This window comes from Wolbachia endosymbiont of Dirofilaria (Dirofilaria) immitis (genome assembly GCF_013365455.1).
GTDB lineage: Bacteria > Pseudomonadota > Alphaproteobacteria > Rickettsiales > Anaplasmataceae > Wolbachia.
In genome coordinates this window covers 449,603-468,045 of record NZ_CP046578.1, presented here as the reverse complement: position 1 = coordinate 468,045, position 18,443 = coordinate 449,603, and the positions used below count along the sequence as shown (strand labels likewise).

Below are 18,443 nucleotides of genomic sequence, written 5' to 3'. Positions count from 1 at the left end.
CTTATTTCCATATTTCTTTGCTTATTTCATCTCTTCTAAAGGCTCTATGTTAAAAACAGAAAGCCCGGAAGTAATGATGTGTATTAAAGCTTGGACGAGGGATATTCTTGCAGCAGTTAGGTCTAAATCATCTTTTAGTATGAACCGCATATTTAAGTTATTTTTACCATATCCCCATAAAGCATGGAATGCTTCTGCAACTTCAAGTAAGTAGAAAGTAATTCTGTGTGGCTCATAAAGCCTTGCAGCTATTTCTACTACACCTGGCCACTTTGCTAAGATTTTTATAAGTAATAGTTCCTCATCAGTCTTTAAAAGTGAAAGGTCTGCACTTGGAAGTTCTTTTGGAGCGTTGCGCATTAACGAATGAGCACGGGCGCATGCATATTGCACGTAAAAAATAGGATTATCTTTTGATTGCTCCTTCACTTTAGCAAAATCGAAGTTGAGAACTATATCATTTCTTTGTGTTAGCATTATAAAGCGAGTAACGTCCCTACCAACTTCCTCAACTACATCTCTTGCTGTTAGGAAGTTTCCTGATCTTTTGGACATCTTAATAGGTTTTCCGTTTTCGAAGAAATTTACAATATTATGCAATTTTACCTCTATCTTTGCCTTATTATCACTTAGTGCAGAAACAACTGCTTTGAGCCTTTTAATATAGCCGCCGTGGTCACTACCAAGCTCTACTACCATATTGCTAAAACCGCGTGATATCTTATCAAAATGATAGGCAATGTCTGATGCAAAATAAGTCCAGCTACCATCTTCTTTTTTAAGTGCACGATCAACGTCATCACCAAATTTTGTGGAACAAAACAACATTTCTTTTCTAGAAATCCAATTTTCGCTTTCTTTACTTTTTGGTTTGCCTAGGTATCCTTCATATACTAAACCCTTCTCAGATAATATCTTTATGCTCTCTTCAATTTTGCCACTTTTTTGCAGCTCATACTCTGAAGTAAAGATATCATGATTCACTCCAAGTAAGTTCATGTCTTCTTTTATGAGTTCTAAGATAGAATTTAAAGTATAATCTCTAATTATTTGGTAATCTTGCTCTTCTAGAAGATCTTTACCATATTTTTTAGCTAGCCCTTTTCCTATTGCTTTTAAATATTCGCCTGGGTATAAACCTTTTTCGATATTAATCTTCTCTCCTAAAGCTTCCTTATACCGTAAGTATACTGATCGAATTAACATATCTATCTGTGTTCCAGCGTCATTGATGTAATACTCCTTAGTGGTTTGATAGCCAACTTTTTTTAACAAGTTTGCTAAAACGTCACCAAATATTGCTCCTCTTACATGACCGATATGCAGTGGGCCAGTTGGATTTGCAGATACAAATTCAACATTAACAGCCTGATTATTTCCAATGTTTAAAGTACCAAATTCTGTTTTCAGCTCATTTATTTGTTTAAGAATTCTGTGCCATACTTCTATTTTAAAGTTCATGTTGATAAAACCAGGGCCAGCTATTTCTACTTTTGCAATTTCGTTAAAAAGTTCAAATTCTTCTGCTAATATTTCTGCAATCTCAATGGAGTTCTTTCTTTCATACCTTGCAAGCACCATGGCGACATTTGTATAAACATCTCCATATGCTCTATTACTTGGAGGTTCTAAGATAAAATTTTCTACACTCGTATTTATAATACTCTTTTGCTTTAACTCATCTAATTTGCTAAGAATTAACAAAAAAATCTGCTTAAAAATGTTCATCAATCAAAAATCTATAAACTATATAGCAGTATAGTAAATGGGTAAGGTTAATTGAAGATTTATCTTATAAAAATGTAACCTCAGTAGTGATATAGTTAAGCAGTTATTGACAGAATTACCAGCAGATTTATTTATGCTATGTATAGATAAGCAGCTATTGTGCAAATATTAGAATTTAGAGGTTTTTTGCTTGTGATCAAAAGGTGATAAGGCTTCAAAAAGGAACTAAATACAGTTTGAATTAATTATGTAGTATTAAGTAGTAAAACTGCCATATAAGTAACAAGTAAGCTTTTACTTATGAATTTTTTTTATTAAAAAGTAAGGTGCATAATATTATTTGAATAGTATCTAAGTGCCCTTGAAAGAATATAGAGCATATATGTTAAAATCACACTATGTATATATAAATTGTTTAGAAACAATCTTCTGTAGGTATGTAAGAAGTGTATATTAGTAAAATTGGTAAACAATGGGTAGTCATATGTTGTTAGTATGGTAAAAACATAAGTATGAGTGATACCAGTCCTTAGAAAAAGGACATTGGTTTGTTATAGGTTAAAATGTTTGAGAATTAAATATCTTAACCTAAATTTAAGATATCAACCTAATTTGTGTTAATTTGTGATAGTATAATATGTCTACTATATTTTCGCTAATTTTGCATATAGTCCATTTTTGCTTATGAGGGAATCATGAGTTCCTATTTCCTCTATTTCTCCATGGTTAATTACTACGATCTTATCGGTTGTGAGTGTAGATGACAGCCTGTGTGTAATCATGATCGTCGTTCTATTTTTCATTAACTCTTTCAATGCTTTTTGTACAAGGTTCTCACTTTCATAGTCAAGAGCAGAAGTTGCCTCATCCAGTATTAAAATCTGAGGATTTTTGAGTATTGCTCTTGCTATTATAATACGTTGCTTTTGTCCTTCAGAGAGCTTTAATCCTCTTTTCCCTACAAATGTATCGAATTTATTAGGTAACTTATCAATAAACTCCATCGCATAAGCGCTGATAGCTGCTTGCTTCACTTCCTTATATTCAGCACCTGGTTTACCATATAATATATTTTCCATTATTGAGCAAGAAAATATCGTATGATCTTGCGGTACTAAACCAAATAACAACCTGAGGTTATTTAATGCGATTGACTTAATGTTGTGTCCATCGATGGTAATGCTGCCTTTATTTGGATCATGAAAACGGAGCAGAAGTTTTAAAATAGTGCTTTTGCCACTGCCGGACGGTCCAATGATTGAGACGGATTGGCCTACCTTTATAGAAAAGGATACATTGCTTAGGACTGGTCTATTGGGTTGAGATTCATAAAAAAATGTTACATCGTTAAACGCGATTTCTTTTTGAACGTTATGAATTTTTATAGGGTTCCTAGAGTCTACTATGGGGCTTTTCATATCTTTGAGTTCAAGTAGACGCTCTACTACTCCAAAACCTCGTTGTAAATCACTAACGTTATCGCTCAAATTATTTACAGCTCCTGCTGCAAGTGCTGAATAGAACACAAATGAGGAGAGCTCGCCAATAGTCATATTGCTGCTCAAGACCTCTTTGATACCAAAGAAAAGCAAAATAACTAACGAACCTATCACACATGAGATGATTAAAGTTACTAAAATAGCACGCAGGAGGACTAATCTTAAGTATGATTCTGATACTGAGCTTAAGTATTCCTTAAAACGTGCTTTCTCATTTTCTTCTAACACAAATGATTTAATAGTTGCTATGGATCTGAGATTTTCCTCACTAAGTGATGCAAGTTCACTTAGCTTGCTTTGGGCAAAGCGTGCATAATTGCGTACCTTTTTTCCAAGTGATGTCATAATGATCAATAACATTGGAACTATTGCAGCTGCATATGTGGTTAGGTGTAGGTTCGTATATAACAACATAGCAACACTACCAATTAGTATCACAAAATTCCGTAATATGGTGAGTAAGCTACTATTTATTATTGATTGTAACACAGAGGTATCAGTAATTAACGCCGAGATAACATCTTGTACGCTAGTATTCTCAAAAAAACTTGGTTGTAAATCAGTAATATTGCTATATAAGTCATACCTGATTCTTGCAACAACTTTCTCACTACCCATTCCTATAAAATACAACTTAACAAATGCAGCAAAAGAAATGCCTAAAACTATAAATATAGTTACTACTAATTTAGTAGTAAAATTATGTCTTGCACTAGAATCAATTATGCTGCTCAGACCTCTGCCAAAAAGGAGAATCATTAAAGCGGAAAATAGGACTGCAATAAAAGCTATAATAAAATAATGTAGGTTAGGCTTTATATAGTAAAATAGTTGCCTAATATCAGATCGCATTTTATTTTAAAGTTTCTAGAGTTAAGTATATAGATTTTAGTTTCATGAGAAAGAGGAAAAAGATATGCTTTGCAAGCTTTGGGGGCACAACCATTGCTAAAGAAGGTTGAATATTTGTATAGAGTAGTACACTACATAATCAAATGTTTTTTCATTTACTATATCTTTTTTAAAAATTCTCGACCTTTAAAAGGTTATCTTGCTAACGTACTTTTATCCATTTTCTCAACAATATTTTTGACCTTCATGATAGAAATTAAATAAAGGATAAAACATCGTTGATATTCTTTACAGAGGTAAAGATAGTGTCAAACTATGCGAGGTATATTCAAGACAGAGCTGACAAGATAACTAGTATCGAACCTTAAAATAACAAAGTGTTTTTATAGATTTAATTGGTTAGAAGAAGAATTTATTGCCTATAAAGGAGAAATAAAGTGAACATGTGATGAATAGCTTATTCTTATTTAAGAACACTTGGTAATGCTGCTTAAAAAGGAAGAGATAAAGGTAAAAAAATTAAAGTTGTACGGAATCCACTCAGGGCTGATATTTCCAAAGCTGAAGTAGAATAACTTCGAAGGAGCAGTCTAATATCTCTATGATCTTTTTAGTTAGTTATTTGCTAATAGTAGGGAAAATAATACTCAACGTTACTTCTATGTCTATTGATAAATTATGTGATAAATTAAATTGAAATGTTAAAAAATCCGTTAATAGAATTAAATAATTCATTACAACTAAGTGCATAATAAAACTGAATTCTTCTTTCTAAACAGAAAACATAAAATCTACGTGACATCAGAGAGAAAAATTTTACGCTACCTTTGCCTGGTCTAACTCTAATTAATTGGCCTCTTTTTGAAAACTTCTAATGATCTAGTAATTTAAAAATTTTCGTGCTGTTTCTTTTATGTCAAGTATCGTTAATGAAAAAGATAGTAAAACTTTTACAAATAGAAAGATTAAGTATAGTTTTTATGCTGATGAAGAAAAATGTTACTAAAGTAATCAGTGATAGGACTGTAAATTGTATGATGTTATGATGTTATATAAAATGATTTTATGCTATGGAAAAAAACGCTGTGCTTTTGAAGAGCTTGCTGAGTGTGAGTAAATAAGGAACCTACTGAAATAGTAATTTAGTATTCTATACTAAATTTTGATGTTTATTTTGTTCCAATGTGTAACACCACTATCCCATAGCTCATGTCATAAAATTCAACATTTCGAAAGCCTACCTCTTCAATTTCCATTTGAAACTTAGTCTGAGTTGGAAACTCTCTGATGCTTTTTACTAAATACTTATAAGGTTTTTTATCTTTAGCAACTATGCTACCGATTTTAGGAATTACTTTAAATGAATATAGGTCATAGAATTTGGTAAATATTTCGTTTTGGTAATGCATAGGGGCAAACTCCAAGCAGATAAATTTCCCGTTCAGTTTCAATACCCTATACGCCTCACTTAAAGCCTTTTTACGGTCAGAAATGTTTCGAATACCGAAGGCTATCGTACAATAATCAAATGTAGAATTTTCAAATGGCAAATTTTCTGCATTTGCACACACCCAATTGAAATTGAGCTGATTTGAGTTTATGGCTTTATCGATTCCCCTGCTCAGCATGTTTTGGTTTATATCGCATATTGTGACTTGAGTACTTGGTTCTCTTCTTGCTATTCTTATTGCTATATCTCCAGTTCCTCCAGCGATGTCCAAAACCTTAGAGTTTTTTGTAAAATGCATACTATTTACCATTTTGTCTTTCCATAGCCTATGCATTCCAAAACTCATTATGTCATTCATGATGTCGTAGTGACTTGCTATAGAGTTAAATACTTCTTTGACTAATTGTGATTTGTCCATTCTCTTCTCGATTGTTGTATGGTATTTAGTTTTATGTTATTTGTTAAATCAATTCGAGTATGATAAAAATTCTTTGTCAAAGTAGGTGAAGACTCTTCCTAAGTGTTAGCAACATATGAATTTTTTTATTAAAAGATAAAAAGAGATGCTGTATATGTAAATACCGAAAAACCTTTATAGATTCAATGATCAACATAGTTCTTAATAGAAAAACTTTAAAGTACTTACTGGTTTCTAGTTTTATGAAGTAGTATATTCAAAGGCAAGCATAAAAGCTATTTAAAGAAGAAGTTAGCTTAGAATGAGGGCAACTTGGTATTTAAAACCTATGATAGGTGGTATAATGTCTGAAGGTATAGTGTTAACTAAAAGGAATTTACTAGCTCTTCTAAAGTTGAGAGTTCTAGGAATCATAGAAAAGCGTTTCACAAGTTTTCTTGATCCAATAAAACTTTAGTGTACCTGCTATATTATAGCTTAAAAGGAGTAGAAAGCCTAAGCAAGTGACTGGTGTTAATGGAGAAGCTAGCCTTAAGTAAAGAGAAAGATTGAAATTAATAAACTCTTAGATTTAAAGAAAAAAGTAAAACTATTAAAATGTGTTTAGATTACAATATCCACTATTTGATAACACTTTTCTACGCTGCCTTAGGTAACATACTTTTCTAGCTGATAAAAAAAGTAAGTGTAAATAGAAGTGTTTTCTTTTCTGCAAGAAATCTATTATAATTATTTTGATTACTGGCTCTCATTTTTTTTGCATACTTCCCTTTAGCGGTTATAAATAGCTGTTTTGTAGTGGATTTTATCGGTAATCATAAGTTTAGTCACCATATTAGAGGTCTAAGTCTTTTTAGGTTAGACTCTATGGTCAAGCTAAAGATGTTTAACTCTATATATTAGATAATTTGACATGAAAAAGACTCAACACAATAATTTAATTTCATCTTACGCTAAGGCGCTGTTTTACGTCTCAAAAGGTAAATTAGATACTATAAGAAAAGAAATAAAATTTATATTGGCTTTTTTAAAAAGTCAACGTGACGTTTTTATGTATCTGTCCCACCCTATGATTTCTCTTGCATGCAAGAAGGAAGTTTTACTTTCTATAAATGGAGATTTGAGTGAGAGCTTAGTGAGATTTATTATGGTGGTACTTGCAAATAGGCGTTCTAATTTATTGATTTTTATATTAGAAAAATTTTTGAGTCTTGTAAGGAAAAATGAAAATGAATTAGAAGTTACTATAAAATCAGCAGAGGTTTTAAAGGAGATTGATATAAAAATAATTACTGAATCTTTAAGCTTTCTTGGTAAGATAGTAAAAGTAGTCAATATAGTTGACCCTTCTATACTTGGTGGTTTTATAGTGAAGTACGGCTTTAATTTGATCGATGTTTCGCTGAAAAGTTACTTAGATGAATTGGTTAATTTTAGTAAAATGGAAATATTAAAAATGAGGAATTATATATGAAAGATAATATAAATGCTTCTGAGGTTATAAACATAATACGGAAAAAAGTTGAAGCGTTTGATAACCTTATAAAACGAGAAAGTATAGGTGAGGTAATTTCAGTAGTTGATGGTATTGCACTGGTTTATGGGCTTGAAGAAGCGAAGTTCGGTGAGAAGGTATTTTTTGCAAGTGGTGTAGAAGGGATAGTTCTTGATTTAGATCATGATATAGCTGGAATAGTGGTGCTTGGTAATGACCGTGATGTGAAAGAAGGGGATATTGTAAAGTGCAGTGGTGGTGTCATACAAGTGCCAGTAGGACATGAATCACTAGGAAGGATCGTAAATGCTCTGGGCTATCCTATAGATAAAGGTAGAGAGATTAGAGTTAAAAATAGAATGGACATAGAATCTAAGGCACCAGGTATCATTGATCGTAAATCTGTGCATGAACCTCTACAGACCGGAATTAAGATTATAGATTTACTAATTCCGATAGGTAGAGGACAACGTGAGTTAATTATTGGCGATAGGCAAACCGGGAAAACTACTATTGCACTTGATACTATCATGAATCAGAAGAAGATTAATGACAGGGTAGGTGAAGATCAAAAAGTTTACTGCGTTTATGTTGCTATCGGACAAAAAATTTCAGCAGTAGCGAAAGTGGTAAATAAGTTAAAAGAAAGTCAGGCATTAGAGTATACAACTGTGGTAGTAGCTAGTGCATCTGACTGTGCACCTATGCAGTTTTTAGCACCTTATGCTGGTTGTACTATTGGAGAATTTTTCCGTGATAATGGAATGCATTGCTTGGTAGTGTACGATGATTTATCTAAGCACGCTGTAGCATATAGGCAAATGTCCTTGCTGTTGAGACGTCCTCCTGGCCGTGAAGCCTACCCTGGAGATATATTCTATGTACATTCTCGTTTGCTTGAAAGAGCTGCTAAAATGTCTGATGGAAGAGGGCAAGGGTCTTTGACTGCTTTACCGATTATTGAAACTCAGGCTGGTGATGTATCTGCGTATGTTCCAACCAATGTAATTTCAATTACCGATGGGCAAATTTTTCTTGAATCTGAATTATTTCACGAAGGGTTTCGCCCTGCAGTAAATATAGGTTTATCAGTTTCACGGATTGGATCTGCTGCACAATTGAAATCTGTAAAGAAAGTTGCTGGTTCTGTAAAGCTAAGTTTAGCTCAATATAGAGAATTGGAAGACTTTGCAAAATTTAGTTCTGACCTTGATACTAATGTTCAATTAGCCTTGAATAAGGGTAGATATCTTATTGAGTTATTAAAGCAAAAACAGCATTCACCTATGTCAATAGAAGAACAGGTAATACTAATGTATATCTTTTCTGATATGTATGATCAGTTAAGCAAGATACAAATAAGCAACATCAATAAATTTGAATATGATCTTATCAATTATTTGCATAATGCATATCCTGAAATTTTAAAAAAGTTGTCAAACAACATGTATAATGGTATACAAAACGATATTTTTAGTATTGTGAGTAATTTTATTACTCAATTTAATTGTGTGTAGGTATTGGTTATGACTTCATCTGTCGTTAAGAAGTTCCCTATAACAAGAGAAGGTTTTGGATGTATGCAAGCTGAGCTTGAAAAATTAAAAGAAGAAAAACCTTCTATTATACAGGCCATTTCTGATGCCCGTGATCAAGGTGATTTATCCGAGAGTGCGGAATATCATGCTGCGCGAGAAAGATTAGGTTTCATTGAGGGTCGTATAATGGAGCTGGAAAGCAAGCTTTCGCATGCAGAAGTAATAGAAGTGAAAAGCTTGTCTGGCGATTCAGTAATGTTTGGCGCAACCGTAACATTGAGTATGGTAAATGATGATGGTAGTGAAGTAGAATATATTTATAAAATTGTAGGTGAGTATGAGGCTGATGTTTCAAAGCAGTTAATATCTACTAGCTCACCTTTAGGTAGTGCTTTAATTGGTAAAAAAATTGGCGAACATGTAGAAGTAATAGTGCCAAGTGGAGAGAAATTATATAAAATAGTTAAGATTGAATTTAAATAAATTATGATACAGGCCACTTATGCATCGATGAACCTATCCTGTATTTCTCCTGTGGAAGATGTATTAGAGGATGCTCGGTCTGGTAAATTGTTTATTTTAGTTGATAATGAAAATAGGGAAAATGAAGGTGATTTGATCATTTTAGCTGAAAAATTAAAGCCAAAGCATGTAGCTTTTATGATTAGATATGGAACTGGCATTGTATTTTTAGCAATGACAAAACTTCATATGAATAGACTTGGTCTTGAGTTTATGAGAAGAAGCAATGTAGATGAAAAGCTTGCTCCTCACACCGCATTTACTACATCAATCGATGCGCGTTACGGTATTACAACAGGTGTTTCTGCTAATGATAGAACACGCACAATACTTATTGCTATTGATGAAAAGAGTACTAAAGATGATATTATTACTCCTGGTCATGTTTTTCCTATTATTGCAAACGATAGTGGAGTTTTAGCACGTAATGGTCATACTGAAGCGAGTGTTGAAATAGCAAAGCTAGTTAACCTTAACCATGCGGCTGTAGGGTGTGAGCTAGTGAATGACGATGGCTCTATGATGCGTCTACCTCAGTTACTTGAGTTTGCTGAACAACATAAAATTAAATTGACTACTATTGATGAACTCATTAATTATGTCAAGAAATTAAGTTAGCATTTCATAAACTCATATAATTCAAGTATTAAGATGTAAAACTCCTAAAAATTATGCAAATACGAGATTCCCATGCTTCAAGTTGTCAAGTTTTTTATCTTATTGCTCTTTTTTGTATATTATAATAATACTTACTCTATTAATATTATAGGAGACAGTGAAGTGGAAGCAATGGTGAAAGAATTAGCACAACCTCTCTTTTCTGCTGCGGGTGTTGATAGTGACCAGGTAAAAGTTTTCGTGGTGAATGATGACTCAATTAATGCTTTTATTATTGATAATAATAATATTTTTATTCACTTAGGACTTTTGCGATATTCAACTGAACCTTATGTTTTACTTAGTATATTAGCACATGAGATCGCTCATATATCTGCTGGTCATATATTACAGATGAGCGGTGCCATAGGTTGTTTACAATCTATGGCGATGATTGGCTATATGATAGGGCTGATTTCTACTATCATCATTAATCCTCAGGTCACCAATGCAATTTTACTCAGTGGTATGGCACTCAGCTCCGGATTATTTTTTAACTATTCTCAAGAGCAAGAAAGTACAGCAGATAGATACGCTTTAAAGTACCTTGATGAATCTGGCTATGATAATTCAGGTATGAGAGAAGTTTTCGGTTACTTTAAAAGTATTGAGTGCGAAAATACTGTAGGATACTTTCACACTCATCCACTTAGTAGTAAGCGAATACTTGCTGTACAGAATTATAAGGTTAAAAACGATATAAAGCCAATTCTCGCGGATAAGTTACTAAAGTTTAAACGTGTAGTTACAAAACTAGATTCTTTCTTTTCTCCCATCCATGTATTATCTAGTAAATATGAAGGTAATTCTGAATGCGTAAATGCTATAATTCACTATAGGCAAGGAAAGATAAAAGAGGCTATTGCTATAATTGATTCACTAGCTCAGAAGTCACGTAGTGATCCATATCTATATGAATTGAAAGCAGAAATGTTGTATAAGGCTGGAAATCTAAGTGAAGCAATAAGAATGTATGAAGAGTCACTGAAATATTTACCTGAAAAGAACAGCTATTTGGTAAAACTTGCATTATCTCATACTCTATTACTATACGGTGATGCAAAAAAGGCAATTTTTTACCTTGAACAAGTCGCAAGTGCAGAACCGAATAATGCCTTTATTTGGAAATATTTAAGCGTTGCGTACAAACGTAATGCTAATATAGCAATGTATTATTTTGCTTTAACGAAGAAAGCTTGTATTGAAGGCAATTTGGAACAATTTACGAGATATGCTGAATTAGCTATTAAAACTTTACCAAAGGGTAGCCCTTACCTATTGCAAATTGAAGACATGAAACAACTCAATGAGTGATAGTTATTTTACATGCTACCGTTTTTTCTATTTTTTTGTTCCGCAATTTTCTAGCATAACTTTTACACTATCATTCATATTAGGTATAACTTTCATTATAATTGCCTTAGCGCCAAAAAATACACCGCAAAACATGCCTAAAGCAAAGAGAGCTGGCCAAGGCATTCTACCAAATATTGCAAGTAAAGATGCACCAATTATTACTACGGTCATAAGTGGACCACCTATTCCCCAGATATAACCAATAATGTTACATATTACTTGAGCAGTTGTATCATCTATATCAGTACCTCCAGCACCAGAATCGGTTGGATAACCTGAGAAAAGTAATACCACATATAGAATATTAAAAAATTTTCTTATTATGGAGTCCATTTTTTTGCCTTTGATAATAAACTAGTGTAATAAAACTAATTTTATTTTACGCATACTTATTTTAAAGTAAAGTCTATATCTTGTCTATAGGTAAAGTATCACTACATAAATAAACCGCCATTAATATTCAATACATGCCCTGTAATATACTTTGCTTCATCACTCGCTAAAAATAGAACCCCTGCTGCTACTTCTTCCACCGTCCCCATTTTTTTCATTGGAATATTATCTATTATTTTTTTCTTTTGTTCTTTGGTTAAGACTTCAGTCATTTTGGTATCTATAAATCCAGGAGCAACACAATTGACTGTTATATTTCGACTTGCAACTTCTTTTGCTATAGATTTACTCATAGCTATTACTCCAGCTTTCGATGCTGCATAATTTGATTGTCCAGCATTTCCTGTTAATCCTATCACTGAAGAAATATTTATAATCCTTCCCCAGTTATTTTTAATTAATTTTCTGCATGCTTCTCTATTTAACTTAAATGTGGAGCTCAAGTTAATATCAATTACTTTTTGCCATGCTTCGTCTGTCATTCTCAGTAGTAAACCATCTCGTATAATGCCTGCACTACACACAAGCCCGTCAAAACCTGCCATTAATTTGCTTGCTCTGTCTATTAGCTGATTTACTTCCTCAGCACTTGATAAATTACAAAGAAATACATGTATGTTCTTCTTATATTGCTTAGCAATGCCTTCGAGAGTCTCTTTTTTTGTCCCAGAGATACATAAAGTTGCTCCGGCTTTATACATGACCTTCACAATCGCTCGCCCTATCCCACCTGAGGCACCAGTGATGAGGAACTTTCTGCCTTCTAATTGAAACATAATAATTTTATTTTTTTAATTACTAGCAGAACATTGTCTAATTAGCAATGGACTTTCTAATATATGAGCGGCTTTGACTCTCACAGAGCTTAATTCAGATTAAGATATAGCACAAAATTCTTACTAAGTTATTATTTTGATTGAGTCCAAATTAGATGTTTGAGTCATGAATTCTTTGGCTTTTGCATATTAGCATATTATTTCAGTACTCATGCAAGTTCACAGTAATGTGTGAATAAGTAAGTTAAAAAAAATGAAAGCTTGATTTCCTTTGACAGGTCTCCTTTGCTGTAGTGATAATATAAATATGCAAGGGATAAAAAAGAAAAAATGTCCAAAATTTTTGGATAAAACTTTTATATTAATTGATGCAGTGACAAGTTTCATTTTAAAGCGTGAAGGAAATAGTGTAAATGAGGTTCTGAAAGTAACATGGGGGCCACTGTTTTTCGGTCTGGTAGTAATACTCATTTTTTTTGGAGTAGGAGGCATTTGGTCAGCTATAGCTCCAATTGATGGAGCAGTACATGCAAGTGGAGAAGTTATTGTATCTTCAAGTAGAAAGGTGGTTCAGCATTTAGGAGGAGGAATAATAAGCAAAATTTTAGTCAAGGAAGGTCAAGTAGTTAAAAAAAATGAGCCTCTAGTTTTGTTAAATGATGTTAATGAGAAGGCAAATTTAAGTATAGTTAAAGAGAAACTTTTATCGCTTTTGACAACTGAAGCAAGGCTAATCGCTATTAGGGCAGGATTAGACAAAATTGAATTTCCTGATGAAATTAAAAAATTGTCTAACAGTGAGCTTGCAAACAGAGTAATAAAAAATCAGGTAAAATTGTTTCACTCTCAGCGCAAGAGTGCATTAGGAAAAACTAATGTACTGCAACAACGTATAAAGCAGCTACATAACGAGTTAGTAGGACTGCACTCTCAATTGGATGCAGCTCTCAAACAATACGACTTAGTAGCTGAAGAATTAGAAATAAAAAGACAACTTCTTAACAATAGCTATATAGGCAAGACACACATTTTCGCTTTGAAAAAGCAGTTTGCTGAAATTGAAGGTAGGGTTGGTCACTACCGCGCTGCAATATCTCAAGCACAGCAAAAAATTGGAGAGAATGAATTAGAAATTGTAAATGTGAGGAACGATTTCCAGGAAAGAGCAAACATTGAACTTAAGGAAATTAGTACATCTATTGCTGACTTAAAAAAGAGGTTAATAGTTGCAGAAGATACATTAGCACGCACAATAATTAGATCTCCTCAAGATGGAATAGTTACAGATATAAGGTATCATACTGAAGGTGGTGTTATACAATCTGGAGTTCCAGTTATGAGCATAGTGCCATCTGATGATGATTTAATAATAGGCACTAAAATCCAGACTAGAAATATAGAAGAAATAATATCAGCACAAAAAAGAGGTAGCAATATGGTCTCCGTTGGCGGCGGATTAGAAGGGTTGAAAGTCAAAGTAAGGCTAAGTGCTTATAATGCGCGTAGTTTAGGTTTTATTAATGGTGTAGTAAGCTATATTTCTCCTGATGCTCTTGATGACCCAAGATTGGGACGTTATTATTTAGTACATGTTGTGATACCAAAGTCGGAACTTGCTCAGTTTAAAAACGTATATCTGTACCCTGGTATGCCAGCTGAAGTATACATAGTCACTCAATCCCGCACTCTCTTATCATTCTTATTTACACCTATAATTGCAACGGTTGATAGATCTTTTATAGAAAGATAGATAACTCATTAAAGTAAATAGACTTATTTTCATAATAGAATTAAGATTTTATTGACTTTTCAGAAGCTCTATTTACATAGATTATTCACCCCAACCAGTAAAATTGGAAAAATTCCTTTTACCATGACCCCATTTACAGCAATGGTATAGAATTTTCAGTAAATGTTATTAAACAAATTTTATTTCTTTGGTAGCTTTCTATTCCTGTTGATTTAATAAACAAAAACCCTTTTGTAACCTATTTTCTGGGCTATATTTTAAATTCTTACTTTTAGTTGATAGCAACTTAGGTAATATATCTCTGTACATACAAAGTCTACTATGTCCTTTTTCTACCTTTCTACTCCCATCATAGCCTTTAGTCCCCCTTTCTTCTATAATTTTAACAGAAAGATCTTCTGCTTCTTCTGACTTTTTGAATTGTTCATTCACTACTTTTCGTAGAGAATAAATGTGTCTTAGTATACGAACTGCGTGTGCCGCTATGAGTATTAGAGGTTAGTTAATAAAAAATTTATAATTTAGTATAAGGCAGGCTTTTTCAAAATTTATGATGTTTTATTGAGATAGATTCATGTAAATGCTCTTCTTTCCTTAAATTGGGGTTATATTATTGTAGCTAACTAAACGTTTTAAAACTATTAACTACTACTAATCTTTGTTTGCATAGTAAGTTATATACGCTATTATATAGTTAGTTTTACAGTAAACAAGTATGGTAGAGTTACTTGCATTATTGATAGTATTTTACTCAAATATGTCAATTGCTTCTGTTCCTACTTCTTGGCAATTTGGATTTCCCACACCTGCAACTGAGATAATGGAAATTGTAATTGAATCGCATTTATTTGTGATGAGTATAATGGTTGGAATAATGCTTCTTGTATGGATGCTGCTTATTTATGTGGTATTTCGCTTTCAAAAGAATAAAGTAACAAATATAAGTCAAACGAGTCACAACATTATTTTAGAAATTATCTGGTTTGTTATACCAACGATTATTGTCGGTATATTGGCTTTTAAAAATGCTCAATTAATTAAACTACAAGAAAAGATACCAAAGGCTGACATGACACTAAAAGTTATTGGCCACCAGTGGTACTGGAGTTATCAGTATCCAGAGCATCAAGGTATATCTTTTGATAGCTACATTAAGGAAACAGATAGTTTTGCTGAAGGGGATTTGAGGCTATTCTCTGTTGATAATAATGTTGTTTTACCTACCGATACTAATATTCGTTTACAAGTTACTGCAGGAGATGTAATACATAGCTGGGGAGTACCAGCTTTCGGTGTAAAAATTGATGCCATACCAGGTAGACTAAATGAAGCATGGATTAATGTCAAAAAGCCTGGTATTTACTATGGACAATGTTATGAATTATGCGGTCAAGGTCATGGATTTATGCCGATTGTTGTTAAGGCAGTGAGTAAAGAAGATTTTAATGAATGGATTGAAAATAAAAAGTTAGTAAGTTAAATTTGGAGTATAGGTATGAATGATATATCAAAAGGTATAAGACGTTGGTTATTCTCTACTAATCATAAGGATATAGGAACACTGTATATCATTTTTTCCATATTGACTGGGATTATTGGTGGATTGTTATCAATAATTATTCGTACTCAGCTAATGCATATCAATATACTAGGTAGTAATTATCAACTATATAACGTAATAGTTACAGGACATGCAGTAATAATGGTATTTTTTATGATAATGCCAGCTCTAATGGGAGGATTTGGTAATTGGTTTGTTCCTCTCATGATTGGTTCACCAGACATGGCATTTCCTCGTATGAATAATCTAAGTTTTTGGTTATTAGTGTCATCTTTTATTTTGCTCCTTCTCTCAGTATTTGCTGGTGAAGGTCCTGGAACAGGGTGGACTTTATATCCACCTTTGTCACAAATCATGTTCCACCCAGGTGCAGGAGTTGACCTTGCTATATTTGCACTTCATATTGCTGGTATGTCTTCAATTGTTGGAGCAATCAACTTTATAGTCACTATATTTAATATGCGTGCAAAAGGTATGTCATTAACTAAGATGCCACTATTTGTTTGGTCTATTTTGTTGACTTCATTTATGTTAATTATTGCTTTACCAGTACTTGCTGGTGCTATAACTATGCTACTTACTGACCGTAATATTGGTACTTCCTTTTTTAATCCAGCTGGTGGTGGTGATCCTGTATTATTTCAACATCTATTTTGGTTTTTCGGTCATCCAGAGGTTTATATCATTATTTTCCCTGCGTTTGGTATCATAAGCCAGGTCGTGTCAACTTTTTCTCATAGACCAGTGTTTGGTTATATAGGGATGGTTTATGCTATGATAGCGATAGCAACATTTGGTTTTATAGTCTGGGCTCATCATATGTTTACTGTTGGACTTAGTGAAGATGCTATTATATTTTTTAGTACTAGCACAATTTTTATTGGTGTTATAACCGGTGTTAAAGTATTTAGCTGGATTGCAACTATGTGGGGTGGAGCAATTGAACTTAAGACTCCTATGCTGTTCGCACTAGGTTTCATTTTTATGTTTGTAGGAGGCGGTGTAACTGGAGTAATTTCATCTCAAGGTGGAGTGGATAGGCTATTACATGATACATATTATATTGTTGCTCATTTTCATTATGTTATGTCAATAGCTGTATTATTTGGAGCCTTCGCTGGCTTTTACTATTGGATAGGTAAAATGTCAGGTAGGCAGTATAATGAGTCCCTAGGAAAAATACACTTTTGGTTTACTTTTATTAGTACTAATATCACCTTTTTGCCTCAGCATTTCTTAGGGTTAGCTGGTATGCCAAGGCGCATACCTGATTACCCTGATGCATTTATTCCTTGGAACTATATATCCTCGATTGGTTCATATATGTCCTTCATTTCAGTTATGCTTTTTATATTCATAATTATACATTTATTTAAATGGGGTAAAAAAGTTGAAGATAACCCTTGGGGAGGTGATACCTTAGAATGGACAGTATCTTCACCACCACCTTTTCATACTTTCGAAAAACCGCCGGTTATAAAATAGGATGTATACGAGTGCTTTGTTAAATGTTGAATCAACAATACTGGACTTTTGGTGTTTATTAAAGCCAAAGGTGATATATCTTGTAGTATTTACTGCAGTTGCTGGAATGGTTGTTGCACCAGGTAATATACATCCTTTCATTGCACTAATATCCATTATATGTATTGCTCTTGGTTCAGGATCTGCAGGTGCCATAAATATGTGGTATGACAGAGATATAGATCTGCTCATGAAAAGGACACAAAATCGTCCTATACCTTCAGGTAAAGTCTCTGCAGAAAGTGCTCTTGAGTTTGGTATAACTCTTGGAGTATTGTCAGTATTTATTATGGCAATAGCAGTGAATTATATTTCTGCTGTTTTACTTGCAATTGGTATATTGTTTTACGTTTTTATATATACAATTTGGCTTAAAAGGCGCACTCCGCAAAATATCGTTGTCGGTGGTATATCAGGTGCTTTTTCTCCAATGATCGGTTGGGCAACCGTAACTAATTCTATAAGCTGGGAAAGTTTTATTCTATTTTTAATAATTTTCATGTGGACTCCACCGCACTTTTGGGCTTTATCTCTAAATAAGTCTGAGGAATATACAAAAGCATCAATCCCAATGTTCAATATTGTCTATGGCTCAGAAAAAACAAGGAAACATATATTAATTTATAGTATACTGCTAGTATTGACCAGCCTACTTCCATCATTATTTTTAAAAAGGGTTTTACTCTACCTAAGCGTAGCAATTCTCGAGGGCTGCATTTTTATTTGGTATGCTATATCTATTATTAGGCTTAAAAATTATAGCTCACAGAAAAAAATGTTTTCTTATTCAATTTCCTACCTATTCTCTCTATTTGCTAGTATTATCTTTTGTTCCATTAATTGGTTTTGATTATGAAGGAACAGCAGAAAAACAAAAACTACTTTTTACTTTTTCTCCTGATAGTGCTAACTGTTGGACTCTTT

General features: G+C 33.1%; 15 protein-coding genes. 9 read left to right on the top strand and 6 right to left on the bottom strand.

The genetic code is table 11. From position 1 onward, the window contains the following. Window positions 1–21: 21 nt before the first annotated feature. The 3 genes from argS to ubiE form a co-directional block, all read right to left on the bottom strand. Window positions 22–1,728, bottom strand: a complete 1,707-nt coding sequence (gene argS / locus GOY12_RS01830; protein ID WP_175818372.1) for an arginine--tRNA ligase — start codon at window positions 1,726–1,728, stop codon at window positions 22–24. Window positions 1,729–2,372: 644 nt separating this feature from the next. Continuing rightward, window positions 2,373–4,079, bottom strand: a complete 1,707-nt coding sequence (locus GOY12_RS01825; protein WP_175818371.1) for an ABC transporter ATP-binding protein — start codon at window positions 4,077–4,079, stop codon at window positions 2,373–2,375. 1,169 nt (window positions 4,080–5,248) lie between these two features. Continuing rightward, a complete protein-coding gene (gene ubiE / locus GOY12_RS01820; RefSeq protein ID WP_175818370.1) occupies window positions 5,249–5,947 on the bottom strand; it encodes a bifunctional demethylmenaquinone methyltransferase/2-methoxy-6-polyprenyl-1,4-benzoquinol methylase UbiE in 699 nt (232 codons plus the stop codon). 913 nt (window positions 5,948–6,860) lie between these two features. On the opposite strand from ubiE, the gene atpH reads away from it, so the two are divergent. From atpH to GOY12_RS01795, 5 genes are all read left to right on the top strand, one after another. Then, window positions 6,861–7,421, top strand: coding sequence for an ATP synthase F1 subunit delta (atpH, locus tag GOY12_RS01815; protein ID WP_175818369.1), 561 nt, complete (start codon window positions 6,861–6,863; stop codon window positions 7,419–7,421). After that, the gene (gene atpA, locus GOY12_RS01810; RefSeq protein WP_175818368.1) at window positions 7,418–8,959 is read left to right on the top strand and encodes a F0F1 ATP synthase subunit alpha; all 1,542 of its coding nucleotides are present in this window, start codon (window positions 7,418–7,420) and stop codon (window positions 8,957–8,959) included. Before atpH ends, atpA begins: the two co-directional genes overlap by 4 nt. A gap of 9 nt (window positions 8,960–8,968) precedes the next feature. Then, entirely contained in the window at window positions 8,969–9,463 is a 495-nt protein-coding gene (greA, locus tag GOY12_RS01805) for a transcription elongation factor GreA (protein WP_175818367.1), read from the top strand. 3 nt (window positions 9,464–9,466) lie between these two features. After that, window positions 9,467–10,120, top strand: coding sequence for a 3,4-dihydroxy-2-butanone-4-phosphate synthase (ribB, locus tag GOY12_RS01800; protein ID WP_175818366.1), 654 nt, complete (start codon window positions 9,467–9,469; stop codon window positions 10,118–10,120). Window positions 10,121–10,192: 72 nt separating this feature from the next. After that, entirely contained in the window at window positions 10,193–11,473 is a 1,281-nt protein-coding gene (locus tag GOY12_RS01795; protein ID WP_175818365.1) for a M48 family metalloprotease, read from the top strand. 27 nt (window positions 11,474–11,500) lie between these two features. On the opposite strand, the gene GOY12_RS01790 is transcribed toward GOY12_RS01795, so the two are convergent. Both GOY12_RS01790 and fabG read right to left on the bottom strand, forming a co-directional pair. After that, window positions 11,501–11,848: a TrbC/VirB2 family protein gene (locus GOY12_RS01790; protein ID WP_175818364.1), complete on the bottom strand. Its 348-nt coding sequence runs from the start codon at window positions 11,846–11,848 to the stop codon at window positions 11,501–11,503. A gap of 101 nt (window positions 11,849–11,949) precedes the next feature. Continuing rightward, window positions 11,950–12,684: a 3-oxoacyl-[acyl-carrier-protein] reductase gene (gene fabG / locus GOY12_RS01785; RefSeq protein ID WP_175818363.1), complete on the bottom strand. Its 735-nt coding sequence runs from the start codon at window positions 12,682–12,684 to the stop codon at window positions 11,950–11,952. A gap of 307 nt (window positions 12,685–12,991) precedes the next feature. On the opposite strand from fabG, the gene GOY12_RS01780 reads away from it, so the two are divergent. Then, window positions 12,992–14,434 (top strand): HlyD family type I secretion periplasmic adaptor subunit, encoded by a 1,443-nt coding sequence (locus tag GOY12_RS01780; protein WP_175818362.1) that lies wholly within the window; start codon window positions 12,992–12,994, stop codon window positions 14,432–14,434. Window positions 14,435–14,632: 198 nt separating this feature from the next. On the opposite strand, the gene GOY12_RS01775 is transcribed toward GOY12_RS01780, so the two are convergent. Next, on the bottom strand, window positions 14,633–14,866 hold the full coding sequence (locus GOY12_RS01775; protein WP_175818361.1) for a hypothetical protein: 234 nt from the start codon (window positions 14,864–14,866) through the stop codon (window positions 14,633–14,635). Window positions 14,867–15,149: 283 nt separating this feature from the next. On the opposite strand from GOY12_RS01775, the gene coxB reads away from it, so the two are divergent. From coxB to cyoE, 3 genes are read left to right on the top strand one after another with little or no spacing between them, the layout of a single operon-like run. Beyond that, entirely contained in the window at window positions 15,150–15,914 is a 765-nt protein-coding gene (coxB, locus tag GOY12_RS01770) for a cytochrome c oxidase subunit II (RefSeq protein WP_175818360.1), read from the top strand. Between the two features lie 15 nt (window positions 15,915–15,929). After that, complete coding sequence (ctaD, locus tag GOY12_RS01765; protein WP_175818359.1) at window positions 15,930–17,480, top strand: cytochrome c oxidase subunit I; 1,551 nt, start codon at window positions 15,930–15,932, stop codon at window positions 17,478–17,480. A gap of 1 nt (window position 17,481) precedes the next feature. Next, window positions 17,482–18,369 carry a heme o synthase gene (gene cyoE / locus GOY12_RS01760; RefSeq protein WP_175818358.1) on the top strand — a complete coding sequence of 296 codons (888 nt, stop codon included), beginning with the start codon at window positions 17,482–17,484 and terminating at the stop codon, window positions 18,367–18,369. The last annotated feature ends 74 nt before the right edge of the window (window positions 18,370–18,443 follow it).

What these genes read in the sequence shown, in the direction of transcription:
- argS (WP_175818372.1), bottom strand. Translation starts at nt 1,728, where the DNA reads ATGAACATTTTTAAGCAGATTTTTTTGTTAATTCTTAGCAAATTAGAT.
- GOY12_RS01825 (WP_175818371.1), bottom strand. Translation starts at nt 4,079, where the DNA reads ATGCGATCTGATATTAGGCAACTATTTTACTATATAAAGCCTAACCTA.
- ubiE (WP_175818370.1), bottom strand. Translation starts at nt 5,947, where the DNA reads ATGGACAAATCACAATTAGTCAAAGAAGTATTTAACTCTATAGCAAGT.
- atpH (WP_175818369.1), top strand. Translation starts at nt 6,861, where the DNA reads ATGAAAAAGACTCAACACAATAATTTAATTTCATCTTACGCTAAGGCG.
- atpA (WP_175818368.1), top strand. Translation starts at nt 7,418, where the DNA reads ATGAAAGATAATATAAATGCTTCTGAGGTTATAAACATAATACGGAAA.
- greA (WP_175818367.1), top strand. Translation starts at nt 8,969, where the DNA reads ATGACTTCATCTGTCGTTAAGAAGTTCCCTATAACAAGAGAAGGTTTT.
- ribB (WP_175818366.1), top strand. Translation starts at nt 9,467, where the DNA reads ATGATACAGGCCACTTATGCATCGATGAACCTATCCTGTATTTCTCCT.
- GOY12_RS01795 (WP_175818365.1), top strand. Translation starts at nt 10,193, where the DNA reads ATGCTTCAAGTTGTCAAGTTTTTTATCTTATTGCTCTTTTTTGTATAT.
- GOY12_RS01790 (WP_175818364.1), bottom strand. Translation starts at nt 11,848, where the DNA reads ATGGACTCCATAATAAGAAAATTTTTTAATATTCTATATGTGGTATTA.
- fabG (WP_175818363.1), bottom strand. Translation starts at nt 12,684, where the DNA reads ATGTTTCAATTAGAAGGCAGAAAGTTCCTCATCACTGGTGCCTCAGGT.
- GOY12_RS01780 (WP_175818362.1), top strand. Translation starts at nt 12,992, where the DNA reads ATGCAAGGGATAAAAAAGAAAAAATGTCCAAAATTTTTGGATAAAACT.
- coxB (WP_175818360.1), top strand. Translation starts at nt 15,150, where the DNA reads ATGGTAGAGTTACTTGCATTATTGATAGTATTTTACTCAAATATGTCA.
- ctaD (WP_175818359.1), top strand. Translation starts at nt 15,930, where the DNA reads ATGAATGATATATCAAAAGGTATAAGACGTTGGTTATTCTCTACTAAT.
- cyoE (WP_175818358.1), top strand. Translation starts at nt 17,482, where the DNA reads ATGTATACGAGTGCTTTGTTAAATGTTGAATCAACAATACTGGACTTT.